17 protein-coding genes are annotated in these 17,628 nt (G+C 62.9%); 3 read left to right on the forward strand and 14 right to left on the reverse strand.

Annotated features, from left to right (window positions below):
• Window positions 1-223 precede the first annotated feature (223 nt).
• Window positions 224-2,446 (forward strand): AMP-binding protein, encoded by a 2,223-nt coding sequence (locus FJ938_RS23925; RefSeq protein ID WP_140698098.1) that lies wholly within the window; start codon window positions 224-226, stop codon window positions 2,444-2,446.
• Window positions 2,447-2,473: 27 nt separating this feature from the next.
• On the opposite strand, the gene pssA is transcribed toward FJ938_RS23925, so the two are convergent.
• The 6 genes from pssA to FJ938_RS23955 form a co-directional block, all read right to left on the reverse strand.
• A complete protein-coding gene (pssA, locus tag FJ938_RS23930; RefSeq protein WP_226890680.1) occupies window positions 2,474-3,220 on the reverse strand; it encodes a CDP-diacylglycerol--serine O-phosphatidyltransferase in 747 nt (248 codons plus the stop codon).
• Window positions 3,221-3,295: 75 nt separating this feature from the next.
• Window positions 3,296-3,994, reverse strand: coding sequence for a phosphatidylserine decarboxylase (locus FJ938_RS23935; protein ID WP_140698101.1), 699 nt, complete (start codon window positions 3,992-3,994; stop codon window positions 3,296-3,298).
• A 258-nt stretch (window positions 3,995-4,252) separates the two neighbouring features.
• Window positions 4,253-4,600 (reverse strand): antibiotic biosynthesis monooxygenase, encoded by a 348-nt coding sequence (locus FJ938_RS23940; protein WP_140698105.1) that lies wholly within the window; start codon window positions 4,598-4,600, stop codon window positions 4,253-4,255.
• A gap of 88 nt (window positions 4,601-4,688) precedes the next feature.
• Entirely contained in the window at window positions 4,689-6,572 is a 1,884-nt protein-coding gene (locus FJ938_RS23945) for an ABC transporter ATP-binding protein/permease (protein WP_140613397.1), read from the reverse strand.
• 24 nt (window positions 6,573-6,596) lie between these two features.
• Complete coding sequence (locus FJ938_RS23950; protein WP_140613398.1) at window positions 6,597-6,941, reverse strand: metalloregulator ArsR/SmtB family transcription factor; 345 nt, start codon at window positions 6,939-6,941, stop codon at window positions 6,597-6,599.
• An 80-nt stretch (window positions 6,942-7,021) separates the two neighbouring features.
• On the reverse strand, window positions 7,022-8,386 hold the full coding sequence (locus FJ938_RS23955; RefSeq protein WP_140613399.1) for a LysM peptidoglycan-binding domain-containing protein: 1,365 nt from the start codon (window positions 8,384-8,386) through the stop codon (window positions 7,022-7,024).
• 128 nt (window positions 8,387-8,514) lie between these two features.
• Between FJ938_RS23955 and FJ938_RS23960 the strand changes: the two genes are divergently transcribed.
• Together FJ938_RS23960 and FJ938_RS23970 are read left to right on the forward strand one after the other, a co-directional pair.
• Window positions 8,515-9,126: a TIGR00730 family Rossman fold protein gene (locus tag FJ938_RS23960; RefSeq protein WP_140613400.1), complete on the forward strand. Its 612-nt coding sequence runs from the start codon at window positions 8,515-8,517 to the stop codon at window positions 9,124-9,126.
• 260 nt (window positions 9,127-9,386) lie between these two features.
• Window positions 9,387-10,385 carry a transporter gene (locus FJ938_RS23970; RefSeq protein ID WP_181165787.1) on the forward strand — a complete coding sequence of 333 codons (999 nt, stop codon included), beginning with the start codon at window positions 9,387-9,389 and terminating at the stop codon, window positions 10,383-10,385.
• Between the two features lie 56 nt (window positions 10,386-10,441).
• On the opposite strand, the gene rarD is transcribed toward FJ938_RS23970, so the two are convergent.
• The 8 genes from rarD to cysS all read right to left on the reverse strand — a co-directional run bounded on the left by rarD (window position 10,442) and on the right by cysS (window position 17,615).
• Window positions 10,442-11,356, reverse strand: coding sequence for an EamA family transporter RarD (gene rarD, locus FJ938_RS23975; RefSeq protein ID WP_140613403.1), 915 nt, complete (start codon window positions 11,354-11,356; stop codon window positions 10,442-10,444).
• Window positions 11,357-11,439: 83 nt separating this feature from the next.
• The gene (gene cimA / locus FJ938_RS23980) at window positions 11,440-13,056 is read right to left on the reverse strand and encodes a citramalate synthase (protein ID WP_140613404.1); all 1,617 of its coding nucleotides are present in this window, start codon (window positions 13,054-13,056) and stop codon (window positions 11,440-11,442) included.
• Window positions 13,057-13,267: 211 nt separating this feature from the next.
• A complete protein-coding gene (gene pip, locus FJ938_RS23990) occupies window positions 13,268-14,233 on the reverse strand; it encodes a prolyl aminopeptidase (protein ID WP_140612831.1) in 966 nt (321 codons plus the stop codon).
• Entirely contained in the window at window positions 14,230-14,706 is a 477-nt protein-coding gene (locus tag FJ938_RS23995; RefSeq protein WP_140698108.1) for a GFA family protein, read from the reverse strand. Before FJ938_RS23995 ends, pip begins: the two co-directional genes overlap by 4 nt.
• Window positions 14,703-15,194, reverse strand: a complete 492-nt coding sequence (locus FJ938_RS24000) for a GFA family protein (RefSeq protein ID WP_140698111.1) — start codon at window positions 15,192-15,194, stop codon at window positions 14,703-14,705. Before FJ938_RS24000 ends, FJ938_RS23995 begins: the two co-directional genes overlap by 4 nt.
• 6 nt (window positions 15,195-15,200) lie before the next feature.
• Window positions 15,201-15,587 (reverse strand): VOC family protein, encoded by a 387-nt coding sequence (locus FJ938_RS24005; protein WP_140698115.1) that lies wholly within the window; start codon window positions 15,585-15,587, stop codon window positions 15,201-15,203.
• Window positions 15,584-15,988: a DUF559 domain-containing protein gene (locus FJ938_RS24010; RefSeq protein WP_140698118.1), complete on the reverse strand. Its 405-nt coding sequence runs from the start codon at window positions 15,986-15,988 to the stop codon at window positions 15,584-15,586. The genes FJ938_RS24005 and FJ938_RS24010 overlap by 4 nt, the downstream gene beginning before the upstream one ends.
• 178 nt (window positions 15,989-16,166) lie before the next feature.
• Window positions 16,167-17,615 carry a cysteine--tRNA ligase gene (cysS, locus tag FJ938_RS24020; RefSeq protein WP_140698121.1) on the reverse strand — a complete coding sequence of 483 codons (1,449 nt, stop codon included), beginning with the start codon at window positions 17,613-17,615 and terminating at the stop codon, window positions 16,167-16,169.
• Window positions 17,616-17,628 lie beyond the last annotated feature (13 nt).

Here is a 17,628-nt window from a genome sequence, read left to right on the forward strand (position 1 = left end):
CCCCTCGGCCCGTCCTACTCCCAGCCGACCGCAAGGTCGGCTTTTTCTTTGCCAAGAAGTGGCGGAGAGTTCAGCCTGGTCGGCATGGAGCCCGGGTAGCGGGCGCTTGAAGGCAGCATGACGTCTTCTTCCCACATTGACCTTCCTCCCACATCGTCTAGGTTCTGCCTCGACGCAGCCGCAAAAGAGCCGCTATAATAAAAATCGTTGGGAGAGAAGCTGTATGATCCTGACACTGGCGCTGCTTGCGGGCCTTGTTCTGGCCTGGTTGCTGATCGGCGTGGTAGAGAAATTCCGCCTCGGCCTGCGCTTCAGCCAGGCGCTGCTTTATGTCCCGTTCAAGCTCGCCTACCGGATCGCCGACAACCGCATCAGGATCGCCCGCAAGGCGCAGGTTCCAGTCATCTATGTGATCTCGCATCAATCGCGCTTCGAGCCCGCGCTGATGCTGTCGCTGTTGCCGGATGACACGCTGCACATACTCGACGAGATCTCTGCGCGCTCGCCTTGGCTTGAGCCATGGCGCGAGCTTGGCCGCACCATCGCCTTCAATGCCGAGCATGTCTTCGTCAGCCGGCGGCTGGTGCGGGTACTGAAGGGCAAGGGACGCCTTGCCGTCTACCTGCCGGATGCGGTCGAGCCTGACGTCAAGACGTTTCGGCTGTTTCGTGCCGTCACCCGTATCGCCATGCAGGCCGACGCCCGCATCGTGCCGATCTTTGTCTCCGGTACGCGCAGCCTGCCTGTGTCGCTGACGCCGGCCAGCAAGGCGCCGCGGCACTGGTTCCCACGGCTCTCAATCAGCACGCTGGAGCCGATGACCATCGCCGAGCTGGTGGCGCGCAACCCCGACCAGGCTTCGAACACCAACGCGCTGTTCGACCGCATCGCCGAGGCGCGGCTTTTTGGCACGGACTTCGATCGTGGCCTGTTCCTGGTCATGCGCGATGCCGCGACCCGCGTCGGCGCCTCGCATCCGATCATCGAGGATGTCATCTCCGGCGCGTTGAGCTATCGCCGGATGTTCATCGGCGCGCGCGTGCTGGGCAGGCGCTTCGAGGCGGTGACGGCGCCAGGCGAAGCGATGGGCGTGATGCTGCCCAACGCCAATGGCGTCGTGCTGTCGTTGGTCGGCCTTCTCTCGGCCGGCAGGGTGGCGGCGATGATCAACTACACCGCCGGGCCGGCGAGCGTCACGGCTGCCGTGCGCACAGCCGTCATCCGTACCGTTATCTCTTCACGCGCCTTCGTCGAGAAGGCGGATCTTGCCGATATTGTCGCTGCGGTCGAAAAGGGCGGCGCCAGGCTGCTGTGGCTGGAAGATCTGCGCGGCAGCGTTAGCGCGCTCGACAAGCTCGCCGCCGCCTTGTTGTGGCGCGTGCCGCTACAGCGGCAGGATGCGGCCAAGCCGGGGGTAATCCTGTTCACCTCGGGTTCTGAAGGTACGCCCAAGGCGGTGGTTCTGTCGCAAAGGAACCTGCTCGCCAATGCAATGCAGGCCGAGGCACGCGTTACCATTTCGCCGGCGGACATCCTACTCAACGTGCTGCCGGTGTTCCATTCTTTCGGCCTGACGGGTGGCACCATCCTGCCGCTGGTCACCGGCGTAAAGCTGTTCCTCTACCCCTCGCCTCTGCACTACAAGATCATCCCCGAGATCGCGCGCAAGGTGAAGCCGACGATCATGTTCGGCACCGACACGTTCCTCGCCAACTATGCACGCACGGCCAAGGACGGCGATTTCTCCAGCCTGCGCTTCGTCGTCGCCGGCGCCGAGGCGGTCAAGCCGGAAACCCGCCGTGTCTATCGCGAGCGCTTCCAGGCCGAGATCATCGAGGGCTTCGGGCTGACCGAAGCCGCGCCGGTGGTTGCCGTCAACACAGCGATCCATGGCCGGGATGGTACCGTCGGGCGGCTCTTGCCGGCCATGCGCATGAAGCTGGAGCCGGTCGAAGGCATTTCGGACGCCGGTCAATTGTGGCTCGACGGACCCAATCTGATGATGGGCTACATGACTGCGGACCGCCCCGGCGAGTTGCAGCAGCTGACTGGCTGGCACGACACCGGTGACATCGTCGCCGTCGACCGTGAGGGGTTCATCACCATTCGAGGCCGTGCCAAGCGCTTCGCCAAGATCGCCGGGGAGATGGTGTCGCTGGGCGCCGTCGAAATGCTGGTGCAGTCGCTGTGGCCGGAAGAGCGCCATGCGGCGGTGGCGGTGCCGGACAAGAGGCGCGGCGAGCGCATCGTGCTGGTCACCACCGCCGACGATGCCAATCCGGAAGAGCTGCGTCAGTTCGGCAAGAAGGCCGGGGCAGCCGAATTGATGGTGCCGAACGATATCATCAAGGTGGAAGAAATCCCGGTGCTCGGTTCCGGCAAGACCGACTATGTCTCGACCAGAAAGCTGGCGATTGACAGGCTGGGGCTCGGGATCGCGGCCTGAATCAGATCAACAACTTCGGCGTAGCCCTTAACCTATGTCCGAAGGCGGCACCTTCTCGCCCTCGAGCTTGGCACGCTTGGAATAGGCGCGCACGGAAAACGGCAGGAAGATCAGATAGCCCGCGACCGAGGCTGTCAGCGTGTACCAGGGATAGGTCATCAGCAAGAGAATGTAGAGCACGACTGCCAGGATCACCGGCAGCACGCGGTCGCCGGGAATCTTGACGCTTTTGCCGGAATAGACGGGCAAACGGCTGACCAGAAGAAAGGCGACCAGAATGGTGAACGCTGTGGCGATGAAGGCGGCCGGGCGGCTGGGCTCCAGCCCGAGTCGCAGGAAATAGAGATAGAGCGGCAGCATCACCAACACGGCGCCCGCCGGCGCCGGCACGCCGACGAAATACTCGGACTGCCATAGAGGACGCTCGGCCTTCTCGTCGTCGAGCACATTGAAGCGGGCAAGCCTGAGCCCGCAGGCGATGGCGAACAAAAGCGCCGCGATCCAGCCCGGCGAGCCGGCGCGGTCGAGCAGGAAGGCATAAAGCACCAGGGCCGGCGCAACACCGAAATTGACGATGTCGGCCAGCGAGTCCATCTGCGCGCCGAACTTGGACGTCGCCTTCAGCATGCGCGCCAGTCGCCCATCGATGCCGTCGAGGAAGGCGGCCAGCAGCACCATGACCACCGCGGTTTCAAAACGGTTTTCGAAGGCGAAACGGATGCCGGACAAGCCCGCGCAGATAGCAAGCACGGTGACCAGATTGGGCAGCACCATACGCATCGGGATCTCGCGGATGCGCGGGCCGCCGCTGGCATGGGCCTCGAATTTCTTGAACGGCGCGCCCACCGCTTACGAAATCCTGACCAAAGGCGTGCCGGTGACACCGCCGAATTCGGCCAGCACGGTTTCGCCACCGACCGCCGTCTGGCCAACGGCAACGCGCGGCGTGGCGGTCAAGGGCAGGAACACATCGACGCGCGAGCCGAAGCGGATCAGGCCGAAACGCTCGCCGATGGCGATCGAGCCACCGGCCTCGGCCCAGCAGACGATGCGCCGCGCCACAAGGCCCGCGATCTGGACAGCGGCCACCGTGCCGTTGGGGCTCTCGATGACGAGACCGTTGCGCTCGTTCTCGGTGCTGGCCTTATCCAGTTCGGCGTTGAGGAATTTTCCGGGCCGATGTTCGATCTTGGCAATGCGGCCGCGCACGGGGGCACGGTTCACATGGCAGGAAAAGACGTTCATGAAGACCGAGATGCGGGTCATCTCGACATTGGCGAGGCCAAGCTCGCGTGGCGGCACGGCCGGGCCGACCGTGGAGATGATGCCATCGGCGGGGCTCACCACCAGGCGATCGTCAACCGGTGTGACGCGCTCGGGATCACGGAAGAAGTAGACACACCAGGCGGTCAGGATCAGGCCGATCCAAAACAGGATCGACGAGAAATAGCCGAGGAAAAGGGTCGCCGCGCCGAAGGCCGCGATGAAGGGATAGCCTTCGCGATGGATCGGTACGAACGCGTTCTTGACCGTGTCGACAAGGCTCATGGGGTGGGGGCGGTCCCTGTTTCAGGTCCGGCCTCAATAGCGGAAAGCCCCCCTGCCCGCAACGCAACAATGGCGGGAGGATGGGACGGGCCGGATGTGGTGACGAATATGCCGGGCGCGAACCAGATGACTTAGCCCGCCGCAACGTCGAGACAATACCAGCAGTCGTCGGAGACAAAAGCCCTTTGGCTCATCTATCATTGGATGGGGACGCCCGCGCTACACAGCCACCGGGCGCCGACTGTGTTGGACGGCCTCTTACACCTGCGGCACGCGCTGATAATTGGCGATGTCGGCTCGCACTCCGAGCCGGGCGATCGTCTCCTGCGGATTGAAGGCGATGCGCTCATGCGCGGCCTTGACAATCGGCACGACATTGTCGACGGCCGCCTGGCTTTCCCATTCGACGATCGTCACCAGGTTGAATTCGCCCGGCCCCGAAAATTGCTCGAGCACGAAATCCTGCACGAAACCCTGCTGCTGGCGCAGCAATTCGTGGGTTGTCCTGACCTTGACGAGTATCTCCTCGCGGGCGGCGGCGGGGACGACGAACTTGTCGACCCTGAACACGCTGCCGCCGTTTACATTCTGATTTATGTCGTTCATTTCAATTCTTCCGTTCTTGAACCGTGGTGTTTGCGGGCTCCAGGAACGGCGTACAATCTCAACCTAAGTTGAGGTCAAGCGCAAAAGATCAATTTACCTCCGATGTCCGCCGGCGAACGATGACGCCGAACTCGTCGCCTTCGCGGGCGCGGCGCAGCCGCTCTTCAGCTTCGGTCGCCTCGCGCTGGCGGTCCCACATGGAGGCGTAGAGGCCGTGCTTTCGCATCAGCTCGACATGGGTGCCGCGCTCGGCGATCTGGCCGTCCTTCAGCACGATGATCTCGTCGGCGGAAATCACCGTCGACAGCCGGTGGGCGATCACGATGGTGGTGCGCCCCTTGCTGACGAGGTCGAGCGCGGCCTGGATCTCCTGCTCGGTGTGGCTGTCAAGTGCCGAGGTCGCTTCGTCGAGCATCAGGATCGGCGGCGCCTTCAGGATGGTGCGGGCAATCGCGACGCGCTGCTTCTCGCCGCCGGAGAGCTTCAGCCCGCGCTCGCCGACCATCGACTTGTAGCCGTCCGGCAGCTTCTCGATAAACGGCCCGATCTGGGCGAGTTCGGCGGCCTTGCGCACTTCCTCCTCGCTTGCACCAACGCGGCCATAGCGGATGTTGTAGGCGATGGTGTCGTTAAACAGCACTGTGTCCTGCGGCACCATGCCGAGCACCGCGCGCAGGCTGTCCTGCGTCACATCCCGGATGTCCTGGCCGTCGATAAGCACCTGGCCACCCTGCACGTCATAGAATCGGAACAGCAGCCGCGAGATGGTCGATTTGCCGGCGCCAGACGGTCCGACAATGGCGACTGTCTTGCCCGCCGGAACTTCGAAGCTGACGCCCTTCAGGATCTTGCGGTTTGGATCATAGGAGAAATGCACGTCGCGGAACTCGACCTTGCCGGCACCGACGGCCAGCGGCTTGGCATCGGGCTTGTCGACAATCTCCTGCGGCACGTCGAGCAGGTCGAACATGTGCTCGATATCGGTAAGGCCCTGGCGGATCTCGCGGTAGATGAAGCCGATGAAATTGAGCGGCACCGAAAGCTGCACCAGCATGGCGTTGATGAACACGAAATCACCCACGGTCTGGGTGTGGGCCTGCACCTCCAGCGCCGACATGCACATGACGACCACCGTGCCGAGGCCGAAGATGAAGCCCTGGCCGAAGTTCAGCCAGCCGAGCGAGGTCCAGGTCTTGGTGGCGGCGATCTCATAGCGCGCCATGGAGCGATCGAAGCGCTCGGCCTCCATTCGCTCGTTGGTGAAGTACTTCACCGTCTCGAAATTGAGCAGCGAGTCGATCGCCTTGGTATTGGCGTCGGTGTCGCTGTCGTTCATGTCGCGGCGGATCGAGATGCGCCAGTCGCTCGCCTTCACCGTGAACCAGACATAGACCCAGACGGTCACCGCCACCACGGCCACATATTTCCAGCCATAGGTGAAACCGAATATGCCGGCGGTCAGCGCGAATTCGAGGATGGTCGGGGCGGTGTTGAGCATGATGAAACGCACGATTGTTTCGATGCCCTTGGTGCCGCGCTCGATGATGCGCGACAGACCGCCAGTGCGGCGCTCCAAGTGGAAGCGAAGCGACAGCTGATGCATGTGGACGAAGGTACGAAAGGCAAGCTGACGCACCGCATGCTGGCCGACCCGGGCAAACAGCGCATCGCGCAACTGGTTGAAGCCGAGTTGAACCAGCCTCAGCACGTTGTAGGCGATGACCAGCATCACCGGGGCGAGCAGGAACGACGGCAGCGGCGGTGGCGTTTTGAAGCCGCCCGCCAGCGCATCGGTTGCCCATTTGAAGAAATAGGGGCCGGCGACCAATGTCACCTTGGCAACGACAAGCAGCAGCGTCGCCCAAGTCACCCGTGCCCTGAGATCGGCACGGTCGGCCGGCCACATATAGGGCCAGAGGTTACGTAGCGTCGTGAGAGTTGAGGTGTCGGCGGAGACGGTTTTTTCGGCCACTTTTCTTGCCCTTGGGTGAGAGGATCAGCGGCCGGAGCAGCAGGAATTGACGAGTGCGCTCAGCGATGCCGAAACATCGGCAAGCGCTGCTTGGTCGACCTTGTAGCGGGAGCGCTGACGATCCGGCTCGAACCGGACCAGGCCGGCCTCGACCAGTATCTTGAGATGCTGGGACACGGTCGACTGCGCCAGATCGAAACGGTCAACGACCTCGCGGCAGCAGCAGGAATTGCTGGCCGAGAGGTGCTTCAGTATCTCGATACGCGCCGGATGCGACAGTGCAGCGAACCGCGCCGCGACAGCCCTGCTATCGGGGATGCAGTTGGGCAGAGCGCCTGCGCGGTCTGGTTCAAGGACGGATTCTGTCATCGTTCATCGGCGATAGACGATGAACGATGACAGGGCAAGCTAGACCGATGGGTAGATCGCCTGAATTGCCGACCTTTTTCCTACTGCGTCTTCGCCGGCGCCGTCGTCGCCTGCTCACCTATCGCCTTGAGGTCGGCGGCTTCGCCTTCCTTGGACTTTCCCGGGACCTTGAACACCTGACCGGGCCAGATGCGGTCAGGATTCCTGATCTGATCCTGGTTGGCGAGGTAGATGGTGGAGTAGCGCATGCCATAGCCGTAGACGCGCCGCGAAATCCGCCACAATGTGTCATGGCGGCGAATAATGACGGCGCCGCCGGCATGTTCGAGTTTGGGCGCCACGGTTTCGGGCACGTCGCTTGGCGGCGTTGCGGCCGCGACAACGGCCGGAGCTTCAGTGGCAGGTGCGGCCGGCTTTGCTTCGGCCGGTTTTGCCTCCGCGGGCTTGGTATCCGGGGCCACGGCGGCGACCGCCTCGCCCGGCTCTCGCTCGAACGGCACGGCGGCACGGGCCACGACCTTCACCCCGTCGGCATCGAGGCCGTCGACATGGATGGTATAGCTGCCGACCGGAACGTCCCGTGTCGCTTCGACAAGGAAATGCCCGTCGGGCGATGTCTGTGCGTCACCGAGCAGGATGTCGTTGGCATAGGCGCGGACCTTGCGGCCCGGATCGGCAAGGCCGGCGACAAAGATCTTGTTGCCGTCGATCTCGACCGCCTCGACGACGATCTTGGGTTCACCCACGGATACGGCGGCCTGAGCTGCCGGTGCCGGCGCGGTTGCAGCCGGCGATTCGGTGGCTGGGGCGGCCGCTCCTGCGACAGCCTGGTTGCCGGCAGTCTGTGCTTCCGGTTTCTTTTCGGGCGCGGGAACTGTGAGCAGTTCGGCCGGCTTGCCCGGCTCCTCGACCATGGCCAGAACCTGGCCGGAGGCAGTTGCGGGAACCGAGACGACAGCGGTTTGCGCCGAGGTCGTCACGATACTGCCGGTCGTCGAACGCAGTGCAATTGTATAGTCGCCGGGCTTCAACGGATCGTCGAGCACGATGACAAAAGCGCCATCGGGACCCGCCACCGCCGAACCGAGCACCGGCGCGCCGTTGAGGATCTCGACCTTCGAGCTGGGCGCCGCATTGCCGGCGACGACGATCGAGCCATTGGCCTCGACACGCACGACATCGAAAGTCGGCGTGACCGGACCGGCCGTTGCGGGCGCTGCCGCACCGGTTGTGGGGGCGGCCGGAGCGGTCGTTGCCTGCGCCGGCAGGCGCGCTTCCGTGCCCGCGTCCGTAGGTTTCGGTGCCGCTGGCGGTGTCAATGCCGCGACTTCCGGCGGTTTACGATGAAGATAAGGGTCGAGTGCGCCCGACACATAGGCTGTTCCCACGGCCGCGACGGTCCCACCCGCCGCGAACAAGAACGCCTTTAATGGATTGATTGCCATGTATTTCGCTACCCCTTAGCCACCTAATGCCGGTCTAGCGTGTTTTGCCACGACCGACAAGAAAAAGCCCGCCCTTGTTGGTCCTTGGGGCTTGACCGCGCTTTCAGACCCAATCACCAATCATCGGTATGAACACGATTCGATCCGTCTGCGTCTATTGCGGCTCGTCTCCGGGCCGCGATGAAACTTACGCCAAGGCCGGCCACCTGCTCGGGCGCTCGCTCGCGCGCTCCGGCCTCAGGCTGATCTATGGCGGCGGCACCAAGGGTATCATGGGCGCCGTCGCCGAAGGCGCGCTCAAGGCCGGCGGCAAGGTGACGGGCATCATTCCCCGCTTCCTGATCAACAGGGAAGCAACCGAAACCGCGCTCGACCGGCTCGACGAACTGTTGATCACCGACAACATGCACGAGCGCAAACATAGAATGTTCGAGAAATCCGACGCCTTTGTGGCGTTGCCAGGCGGCATCGGCACGGTCGAGGAGATCGTCGAGATCATGACCTGGGCGCAACTCGGCCATCACCGCAAACCGATCGTGTTCGGCAATGTCGGCGGATTCTGGGATCCGATGCTGACACTGCTTGATCACATGACCGCAGAGGGTTTCATCCACACCGCGCAACGGGTCAAGCCGCTGGTCGTCAACGACCCCGAGGCCATCGTCGCCGCCATCATGGTGGCCGGCTCCTCCGTCGACGCACCAACCGAGGGCGTACAGTCGGTGATCGACAAAATGTGAGGTTAGGGAATTGGGAATTGGCAGTAAGGCAGTAGGGAAAGACAGTCCCTACTGCCCTACTGCCCTACTGCCCTACTGCCCTACTGCCCTACTGCCCTACTGCCCTACTGCCCTACTGCCACCGCATTGCTGCGCGTCGACACACTGTGATCGACTGTCAAGAAACCGTCACACGGAAACGGGTCCGCGCGTGCTAGAAATCGCGGTGAGGTAGCCGCCACGCGGCGCCACGTCCGAAACTTGCATCTGGCGCTATGCCCATGGATACCGCCCTCGCCCCGGAAGGCGCCGACCTGTCGCCCTACCTGCCCGACGAGCACGGGCTGTTCTTCATCTATCATTTCACCGCGGAAGGCGTGCGGAGCAAGGATGCTGACGCCGCGCACTGGACTTGGCGCAGCTACCAGATCACCGATCTGCATGCACGCCAGGAGATCGGCGCGGAGAAGGCTCTGCCGGCCCCGGCGCGCGATGCTTTCCTGGCGCCAAGCCACGGCTGTCACATCGACTATGAGGATGGCTGGCTCTATGGCGATTTGCCGGACCTCAAGCACGACTTTTCGGAAGCGCGCGGGCTCGTCCATTTCCGCTTCGCCTTCAACGACACGATGTTGATAGGCGCCCGCAAGCAGCCGCTGGAGTCGGTCGACGCGGTTCGCAAGGCGGTGGAAAATGGATCACGCAAATTCCGCTCGCCGTCGGACCTGATCGAGGCCGTCATGGGCCAGTCGCTCGACGGCATGGCGAGCGAACTCGGCAAGCTCGGCGATACGCTGGACGGCATCGAGGACCGCGTCGTGCGCGATGCATGGCACAATGAGCGGCAAGCGCTGGTCGAGGCGCGCCGGCAACTCGTGGTCATCCACCGGCAGATGGCGACGCTCACCAATCTGTTCAGGCATCTCGACCATGCGCATCGCGACGAGCTGCCCGACCCCATAAACGACATGGCCGCAAGGCTCTCGCACCGGGCGCAGACCCTCTTCCACGACGGCGAGCAGCTGCAGGCGCGCACGAGGCTGCTGCAGGACGAACTGATGGCGAAACTGACGATGCAGTCGAACCAGCTGCTCTACGTTCTTTCAGTGCTGACGGCGGTGCTGCTGCCGATGACCATAATCTCGGGCCTCTTCGGCATGAATGTCGGCGGGCTGCCGCTGGTCGATACGCCAATGGGCTTCTGGATTGTGACGGCAGTGTCGGTGGCCATCGCGGCGGCCACCTATCTTTTTGTCAGGCGCCTTGGCCGGGGACTGTAGCGGCAGCTTGGCAACTTCTGGCGCCGAAGCGCGAAGGTCCTCCGCATTGAAACTTTCTATCGAGCCGCCCTACGCGCGCTGGTCAACATCGACCAGGAATAGATCGCGAGTGCCGTCCAGATCAGGACAAAGGCGACGGCCTGCGTGGTGCCGAACGGCTCGTTGAAGACCAGCACGGCGATCAGGAACACCATGGTCGGCGCGATATACTGCATGATGCCGATGGTGGAGAGCCGCAAAAGCTTGGCGCCGAACGCAAACAAAAGCAGCGGCACCGATGTGATCGGGCCGCAGCCGATCAGCAACGCCGTATCGGTGCCAGTGCTGGATATGATGTGATCCTGTCCGGTCGCAATCAAGTAGACGATATAGCCGAGAGCCGGCACGGACAGCAGAAGCACTTCGAGCAGAAAGCCCTGGCTTGGCCCGATCGGCAGCGTCTTGCGGAAGAAGCCGTAGGCGGCGAAGGAAAACGCCAATGCCAGCGACACCCAGGGCAACTTGCCGCCTTCGATTGTCAGCACCGCGACCGCAACCGCCGCAAGCACCACAGCCGCGATCTGTAAACGGTCGAGCCGCTCGCCCAGCAGCAGCGCGCCGACGACGACGCTGACCAGCGGATTGATGTAGTAGCCAAGCGCCGTTTCGACGGTACGGTCGACGGCGATCGCCCAGACATAGATGCCCCAGTTGACCGAGATCAGCGCCGCCGTCAGCGCCGCCATGGCGATGGTGCGGGGCGAACGAATTGCCACCTTGAAGTCCGCCGTGCGGCCGGCCCAGACCAGAACCGCCGCAGCGATCGGCACGGACCAGACGACGCGATGCGCGATCACCTCGGCAAGCGGCAGATGCGCCACCGCCTTCATGTAGAAAGGCAGCAATCCCCAGAGCAGATAGGCACCCAGCGCCAGCAGGAAGCCGCGGCGGGCTTTTGAATCTGCGTCCAGAGCAATCGTTTCAGTCGCCATGGGCCAACGCTATGGCCCAGTAACCCTGGCAAGACCATCGCAAAGTTCTGATGGATCAATGGACTTTCGCTGATGGTTCAAACTTACTCGGCCGCAACAAGTCCCGCCATCTCGCGATTCTTCATCAGCTTGTAGACGATCGAATCCATCAGCGCCTGGAAGGACGCATCGATGATATTTTCCGACACACCGACCGTCCACCAGCGGGCGCCGGAGGAATCATGCGATTCGACGAGCACGCGGGTGATGGCCTCGGTGCCGCCATTGAGGATACGCACCTTGAAGTCGGCAAGCTCGAGATCGACGATCTCGTTCTGGTACTTGCCGAGATCCTTGCGCAGCGCGATGTCGAGCGCGTTGACCGGGCCATGTCCCTCGGCCACCGACATTTTCTCCTCGCCGTCGACCAGCACTTTCACGATCGCCTCGGACACCGTCTTCAACTGGCCATTGGCGTCGAAGCGACGCTCGACCATGCAGCGAAACGAGGTGACGTTGAAGAATTCGGGCAGGCCGTGCAGCATCTTGCGCGCCAGGAGCTCGAATGAGGCGTCGGCGCCTTCATAGGCATAGCCTTCGGCCTCGCGCTCCTTGACGACCGCGATCAGCGCGTCGAGCCGGTGGTCGTCCTTCGGCACATCGATGCCGCGCCGCTTCAATTCAGCGAGGAAATTGGCCTTACCGCCCTGGTCCGAGACCATGACGCGGCGCCGGTTGCCGACGGCTTGCGGCTCTACATGCTCATAGGTCGCCGGCTCCTTGGCCAGCGCGGAAGCATGGATGCCGGCCTTGGTGGCGAAGGCCGAGGCGCCGACATAGGGCGCCTGCGCTTCCGGCGCGCGGTTAAGCAATTCGTCGAAGGCGCGGGAAAGCCTCGAAATGCCACTCAGAGCCTCGGCCGAAATGCCGGTCTCGAAGCGGTCGGCGAAAGCCGGCTTGAGCGCGAGCGTTGGCACGATGGAGATCAGATTGGCATTGCCGCAGCGCTCGCCGATGCCGTTCAGCGTGCCCTGGATCTGGCGCACGCCCGCTTCGACCGCGGCGAGCGAATTCGCCACGGCCTGGCCGGTGTCGTCATGGGCATGGATGCCGAGATGGCCGCCCGGTATGCCTGCCGCGATGACCTTGTCGACGATGGCCCGCACTTCCGAGGGCTGCGTGCCGCCATTGGTGTCGCACAATACCACCCAGCGTGCGCCGGCGTCATACGCCGTCCTTGCGCAAGCCAGCGCATAGTCCGGATTGGCCTTGAAGCCGTCGAAGAAATGCTCGCAGTCGACCATCGCTTCCTTGCCCGAAGCGACAGCGGCCTCGACCGAAGCCTTGATGGCGTCGAGATTCTCCTCGTTCGTACAGCCAAGCGCGACGCGAACGTGATAATCCCAACTCTTGGCAACGAAGCAGATGGCGTCCGATTTCGACTGGACAAGTGCGGCAAGGCCCGGGTCGTTGGACGCCGACACCCCTGCCCGCTTGGTCATGCCGAAGGCGACGAATTTGGCCGTCGCCGTGCGCTTCTGCTGAAAGAATGCAGTGTCGGTCGGATTGGCGCCGGGATAACCGCCCTCGACATAGTCCATGCCGAATTCGTCAAGCAGTTTTGCGATCGCGATCTTGTCCTCGACCGAGAAGTCGATGCCCGGCGTCTGCTGGCCATCGCGCAGTGTGGTGTCGAAGAGGAACAATCTTTGCTTTTTCATGGCAGTAGCTCGAAAGGTCGCGATCCTTCGCGACCCCCTCTGTCCTGCCGGACATCTCCCCCACAAGGGGGGAGATCAGACTGCACTTCGACTTTCGCCAATCTCCAGCGTTGCAGGAGAAGCGGCAGGGCCGAAGCTGCTGATCTCCCCCCTTGTGGGGGAGATGTCCGGCAGGACAGAGGGGGGCGCCATAGGACATGAACCTGCACGGTTATTTCCCCGCAAACCGATCCGTAGCCCGGATCAACTGGTCGAGTATCCCCGGCTCCGAATAGGCGTGGCCGGCGCCCTCGACGAGGTGGAAATCCGCCTTGGGCCAGGCCTTGTGCAGCGCCCAGGCGTAGCGCGCCGGGCACGGCATGTCGTAGCGGCCATGGACGATGGTGCCTGGGATGTCCTTGAGCTTGTACGCGTCGCGCAGGAGCTGCCCCTCTTCCAGCCAGCCGGCATGGACGAAATAGTGATTCTCGATGCGGGCGAAGGCGACGGCATAGTCGTCCTGCCCAAACGGACCGCTGGTTTCGGGCTCCGGCAGCAGCGTGATCGTCTCGCCTTCCCACAGGCTCCAGGCGCGAGCCGCTTCTATCCGCGCCTTGCGGTCCGTACCGACCAGCCTTTCGCGGTAGGCCGCCATCATGTCGCCGCGCTCGGCCTCGGGGATCGGCGCCAGGAAACGCTCCCATTTGTCGGGAAACATCTCGGAGACGCCGAACTGATAGTACCATTCGAGTTCTGCCCGGGTCAGCGTGTAGATGCCGCGCACCACCAGCTCGCTGACGCGATCGGGGTGGGTCTCGGCATAGGCGAGCGCCAGCGTCGAGCCCCACGAGCCACCGAACACCAACCATCTGTCGAAGCCGGCCATTTCGCGCAGACGTTCTATGTCGGCGACGAGATGCCAGGTGGTGTTGGCTTCAAGCGAGGCGTTCGGCGTCGATTTTCCGCAGCCGCGCTGGTCGAACAGGATGACGTCGTAGAGCTTTGGATCGAACAGCCGTCGATGTTTTGGCGAAATGGTACCGCCCGGGCCGCCATGCAGGAACACAGCCGGCTTTGCGCCCCTGGTGCCGCAGCGCTCCCAATAAATGGTGTGGCCGTCACCGACATCGAGCATGCCTGACTCGAATGGCTCGATCTCGGGATAGAGGGTGCGCAGAGAACCGGTGGCAATTGTCATAGTTTCAGGCCCTGTTGCGGCCAGTTGGCCGTTTCGTGATCGGGGTGCTGGAAGGAGATAATCTGCTCCTGCCGTGCGTAATAGTCGGGATCGTCGTGGACCGGCGCCTCGAAGATTTTTTCCACCCAGGGAAGCCGGGCCGCATAGTTGACCTGAATCTGCGGCGCCAGATCCGATCGGTCGTCGAAAGCGCCGATGGCAATCTCGAGCCCGCCGGGCTGGCGGTAGGTCAGCGGCTTGCCGCAGCGGGCGCAGAATCCTCGGTCGATATTGACCGAGGACTGGAAATAATGCGGCTCCTCATGGGTCCATTCGACGCCGTCCTCCGGCACGGTCACCAGCGCACCGAAGAAATTGCCGAACTGTTTCTGGCACATGCGGCAATGGCAGATGGACGGGCGTCCGAGCCTGCCGTGGATGCGGAAGCGCACGGCCCCGCATTGGCAACCACCAGTTCGAACAGTCTCGGTCATGGTCTTTCCTCCGGCGGCCATTGGTCGGTGTCGTGGTCGGGATGCTGGTAGGAGACGAGCTCGGCGAGATAGGGGGCCGACCCCACGTCAGCCATCGTGTCCTCGCCCGGCAATTGCGGAATAGAATCCACATAAGGCAACTTTGCCTCCGTGCCCCATTGGATGATCGGCGCGATATCAGCCGGATCGTCGAAGGCGGCGATGGCGAGCGCCATGCCGTCGGGCGCCTCGAAGGTCAGCGGCGTGCCGCATTCGCCGCAGAAGCCGCGCCAGACGGCGTTGGAGGAGCGGAAGCGCTTGGGCTCACCGCGTGTCCAGTCGACCTTGGCGCCGCGCACCGAGACCAGCGGCAGGTAGAAATTGCCGCTCGCCTTCTGGCACATGCGGCAGTGGCAGATCGAGGCGTCGCCAAGCGCGCCCTCGACGCGGAAGCGCACCGCACCGCACTGGCAGCCGCCCGTATAGACCGGCCGGTTGTCGAGGCTCATCGCATCTCACTCCGGATCATGGCAGACCGCCTCGACATTGTTGCCGTCAGGATCGAAGACGAAGGCGCCATAGTAATTGGGATGATAGTGCGAACGCAGGCCCGGCGCGCCATTGTCCTTGCCGCCGGCGGCAACCGCCGCGGCATGGAAGGCGTCGACTTCGGCACGGTTGCGCGCGGTGAAGGCGACGTGCTGGGTGGACTTTGGCTTTTCCGTTCCGGCACTCAGCCAGAACACCGGCCGGTCGCGGCCATAGCCGCCGACCTTGGCGCCACCCGTGTATTCCAACGGCACCATATAGAGCAGAGAGGCGCCAAGCGGCGCCATTGCCTTGTCGTAGAAAGCCTTCGAAGCGTCGAAATCGGCAACGGTGATGCCGAGATGATCTATCATGGAAATGCCTCCTCCCTTGCTGGTGCCGGCGCTTCGGCGTTGCCCAGGCCGGTTTCGATCATGATATGCTGGCAGACATTGTCGATATCGCGGATAACGTCATCGTTCCAGAAACGCAGGATGGTCCAGCCTAGTGCTCCAAGCTTGGCTGTTCTTGTGGCATCCGATGTCGAGGCTGCCGCTCGTGCATGCTGAGAACCATCCAGTTCTATGATCAGCTTTTTATTTGGACAGGCAAAATCGACGATGTAGCCAGCAATCGGCATCTGACGTTTGAAGGCCAATCCCATTAGCCTATGGGCTCTAATCTCATTCCAAAGTTTCAGCTCGGCATCGGTCATGGCTTTGCGCATCTTGCGCGCGTTTCCACGATTTTTGGCGGGCACTGGATAATGCGTCATCGCAGTTCGCCCCCCTCTGTCCTGCCGGACATCTCCCCCTCAAGGGGGGAGATCGGCAGTCTCGCCGACGGCGCCCAATCTTTGATGTTAGCGACTGGCGAAAGCGAAAGTGTCGGCCAATCTCCCCCCTTGAGGGGGAGATGCCCGGTAGGGCAGAGGGGGGTGCTTGGTGGCACCCTCACCGCTTCACCTCCCAAGTGGTAATGCGTTCGCCCGTGGCCGGATCCTTGCCGTCCTTCAACTGTACACCTTGCGCCAAAAGGTCGTCGCGGATGCTGTCGGCTTCGGCCCAGTTCTTGGCGGCGATCAATTCCAGGCGCCTCGCGATCGCCTTGTTGACCGCAGCCTGGTCGACCTTGGCTGCGCCGACGTCGAAGCCGAGGAAGAGAAGGGCCGCCTTCAGCGAAGCGGCGGCGGCGTTCTCACCGGGGCCGTCGAATTCGGTGGCCTCGTTCGCAAGCAGGGTCAAATGCTGGAAGGCGGCATAGGTGGCCAGATCATCGGAGAGTGCTTCCACGACCTTTGTCGGCAAATCGCCGGCCGCCGGGGCCAGGTCTGCCGCACGTTTCCATTTACGCAAAGTATTCTCCGCCTCCTCCAGCTTGCGCACGGAGAAATCGATCGGCTCGCGGTAATGCGTCATCAGCATCGCCAGCCGCAGAACCTCGCCCGGCCATGAGCGGCCGCCAAAGGTCTCGGTCTCAAGCAATTCATGAATCGAGTAGAAATTGCCGAGGCTCTTCGACATCTTCTGCCCTTCCACCTGCAGGAAGCCATTGTGCATCCAGATGTTGGCCATGACATCGGTGCCGTGGGCGCAGCGCGACTGGGCGATCTCGTTCTCATGATGGGGGAAGATCAGATCGAGGCCACCACCATGGATGTCGAACACCTCGCCGAGATAGGCGGCCGACATTGCCGAGCATTCGATGTGCCAGCCCGGTCGCCCCCTGCCCCACGGGCTTTCCCAGCCCGGCTCTTCCTGGCTCGACAGTTTCCAAAGCACGAAATCGCCGGGGTTCTTCTTGTGCGCGTCGACGGCGATGCGGGCGCCGGCCTGCTGCTCGTCGAGATTGCGCTTCGACAATTGCCCATAGTCCGGCATCGACGCCGTGTCGAACAGCACTTCGCCTGCCGCAACATAGGCATGGCCGCGTTTGATCAGGCTTTGAATCAGGGTGATCATGTCTGCCTTGCCGTCGGCGCGGGGCTCGACGAATTCGGTGGCGCGCGGTTCGACCGTCGGCTCCAGGCAGCCGAGCGTGGCGACATCCCTGTGGAACTGGTCGGCGGTTTTTTCGGTCACGCGCCGGATGGCTTCGTTGAGCGACAATTTTCCGGCTGCAATCTCGCCGCCAAAATCGCGCAGCGCACGCGCGTTGATCTTGTCGTCGACGTCGGTGATGTTGCGCACATAGGTGACATGCGCCTGCCCGTAGACATGGCGCAGCAGACGGAACAGCACGTCGAAGACGATGACTGGCCTGGCATTACCGATATGGGCGAAATCGTAGACGGTCGGGCCGCAAACATACATGCGCACGTTCAGCGCATCGATCGGAACGAAGTCCGTCTTCGTGCGCGTCAGCGTGTTGTGGAGGCGCAGGCCCTTAAATGCGTCCGACATTCCATGCCTTCCC

This window comes from Mesorhizobium sp. B2-4-14, from assembly GCF_006442155.1.
Lineage (GTDB): Bacteria > Pseudomonadota > Alphaproteobacteria > Rhizobiales > Rhizobiaceae > Mesorhizobium.

Excerpts from the sequence above, each read along its gene's own strand:
- pip (WP_140612831.1), bottom strand. The coding sequence starts at position 14,233 with ATGACAATTGCCACCGGTTCTCTGCGCACCCTCTATCCCGAGATCGAG.
- FJ938_RS24005 (WP_140698115.1), bottom strand. The coding sequence starts at position 15,587 with ATGATAGATCATCTCGGCATCACCGTTGCCGATTTCGACGCTTCGAAG.
- FJ938_RS23935 (WP_140698101.1), bottom strand. The coding sequence starts at position 3,994 with ATGAGCCTTGTCGACACGGTCAAGAACGCGTTCGTACCGATCCATCGC.
- FJ938_RS23925 (WP_140698098.1), top strand. The coding sequence starts at position 224 with ATGATCCTGACACTGGCGCTGCTTGCGGGCCTTGTTCTGGCCTGGTTG.
- FJ938_RS23950 (WP_140613398.1), bottom strand. The coding sequence starts at position 6,941 with ATGACAGAATCCGTCCTTGAACCAGACCGCGCAGGCGCTCTGCCCAAC.
- FJ938_RS23955 (WP_140613399.1), bottom strand. The coding sequence starts at position 8,386 with ATGGCAATCAATCCATTAAAGGCGTTCTTGTTCGCGGCGGGTGGGACC.
- FJ938_RS24000 (WP_140698111.1), bottom strand. The coding sequence starts at position 15,194 with ATGAGCCTCGACAACCGGCCGGTCTATACGGGCGGCTGCCAGTGCGGT.
- cysS (WP_140698121.1), bottom strand. The coding sequence starts at position 17,615 with ATGTCGGACGCATTTAAGGGCCTGCGCCTCCACAACACGCTGACGCGC.
- FJ938_RS24010 (WP_140698118.1), bottom strand. The coding sequence starts at position 15,988 with ATGACGCATTATCCAGTGCCCGCCAAAAATCGTGGAAACGCGCGCAAG.
- FJ938_RS23970 (WP_181165787.1), top strand. The coding sequence starts at position 9,387 with ATGGATACCGCCCTCGCCCCGGAAGGCGCCGACCTGTCGCCCTACCTG.
- cimA (WP_140613404.1), bottom strand. The coding sequence starts at position 13,056 with ATGAAAAAGCAAAGATTGTTCCTCTTCGACACCACACTGCGCGATGGC.
- FJ938_RS23960 (WP_140613400.1), top strand. The coding sequence starts at position 8,515 with ATGAACACGATTCGATCCGTCTGCGTCTATTGCGGCTCGTCTCCGGGC.
- rarD (WP_140613403.1), bottom strand. The coding sequence starts at position 11,356 with ATGGCGACTGAAACGATTGCTCTGGACGCAGATTCAAAAGCCCGCCGC.
- FJ938_RS23940 (WP_140698105.1), bottom strand. The coding sequence starts at position 4,600 with ATGAACGACATAAATCAGAATGTAAACGGCGGCAGCGTGTTCAGGGTC.
- FJ938_RS23995 (WP_140698108.1), bottom strand. The coding sequence starts at position 14,706 with ATGACCGAGACTGTTCGAACTGGTGGTTGCCAATGCGGGGCCGTGCGC.
- pssA (WP_226890680.1), bottom strand. The coding sequence starts at position 3,220 with ATGGTGCTGCCCAATCTGGTCACCGTGCTTGCTATCTGCGCGGGCTTG.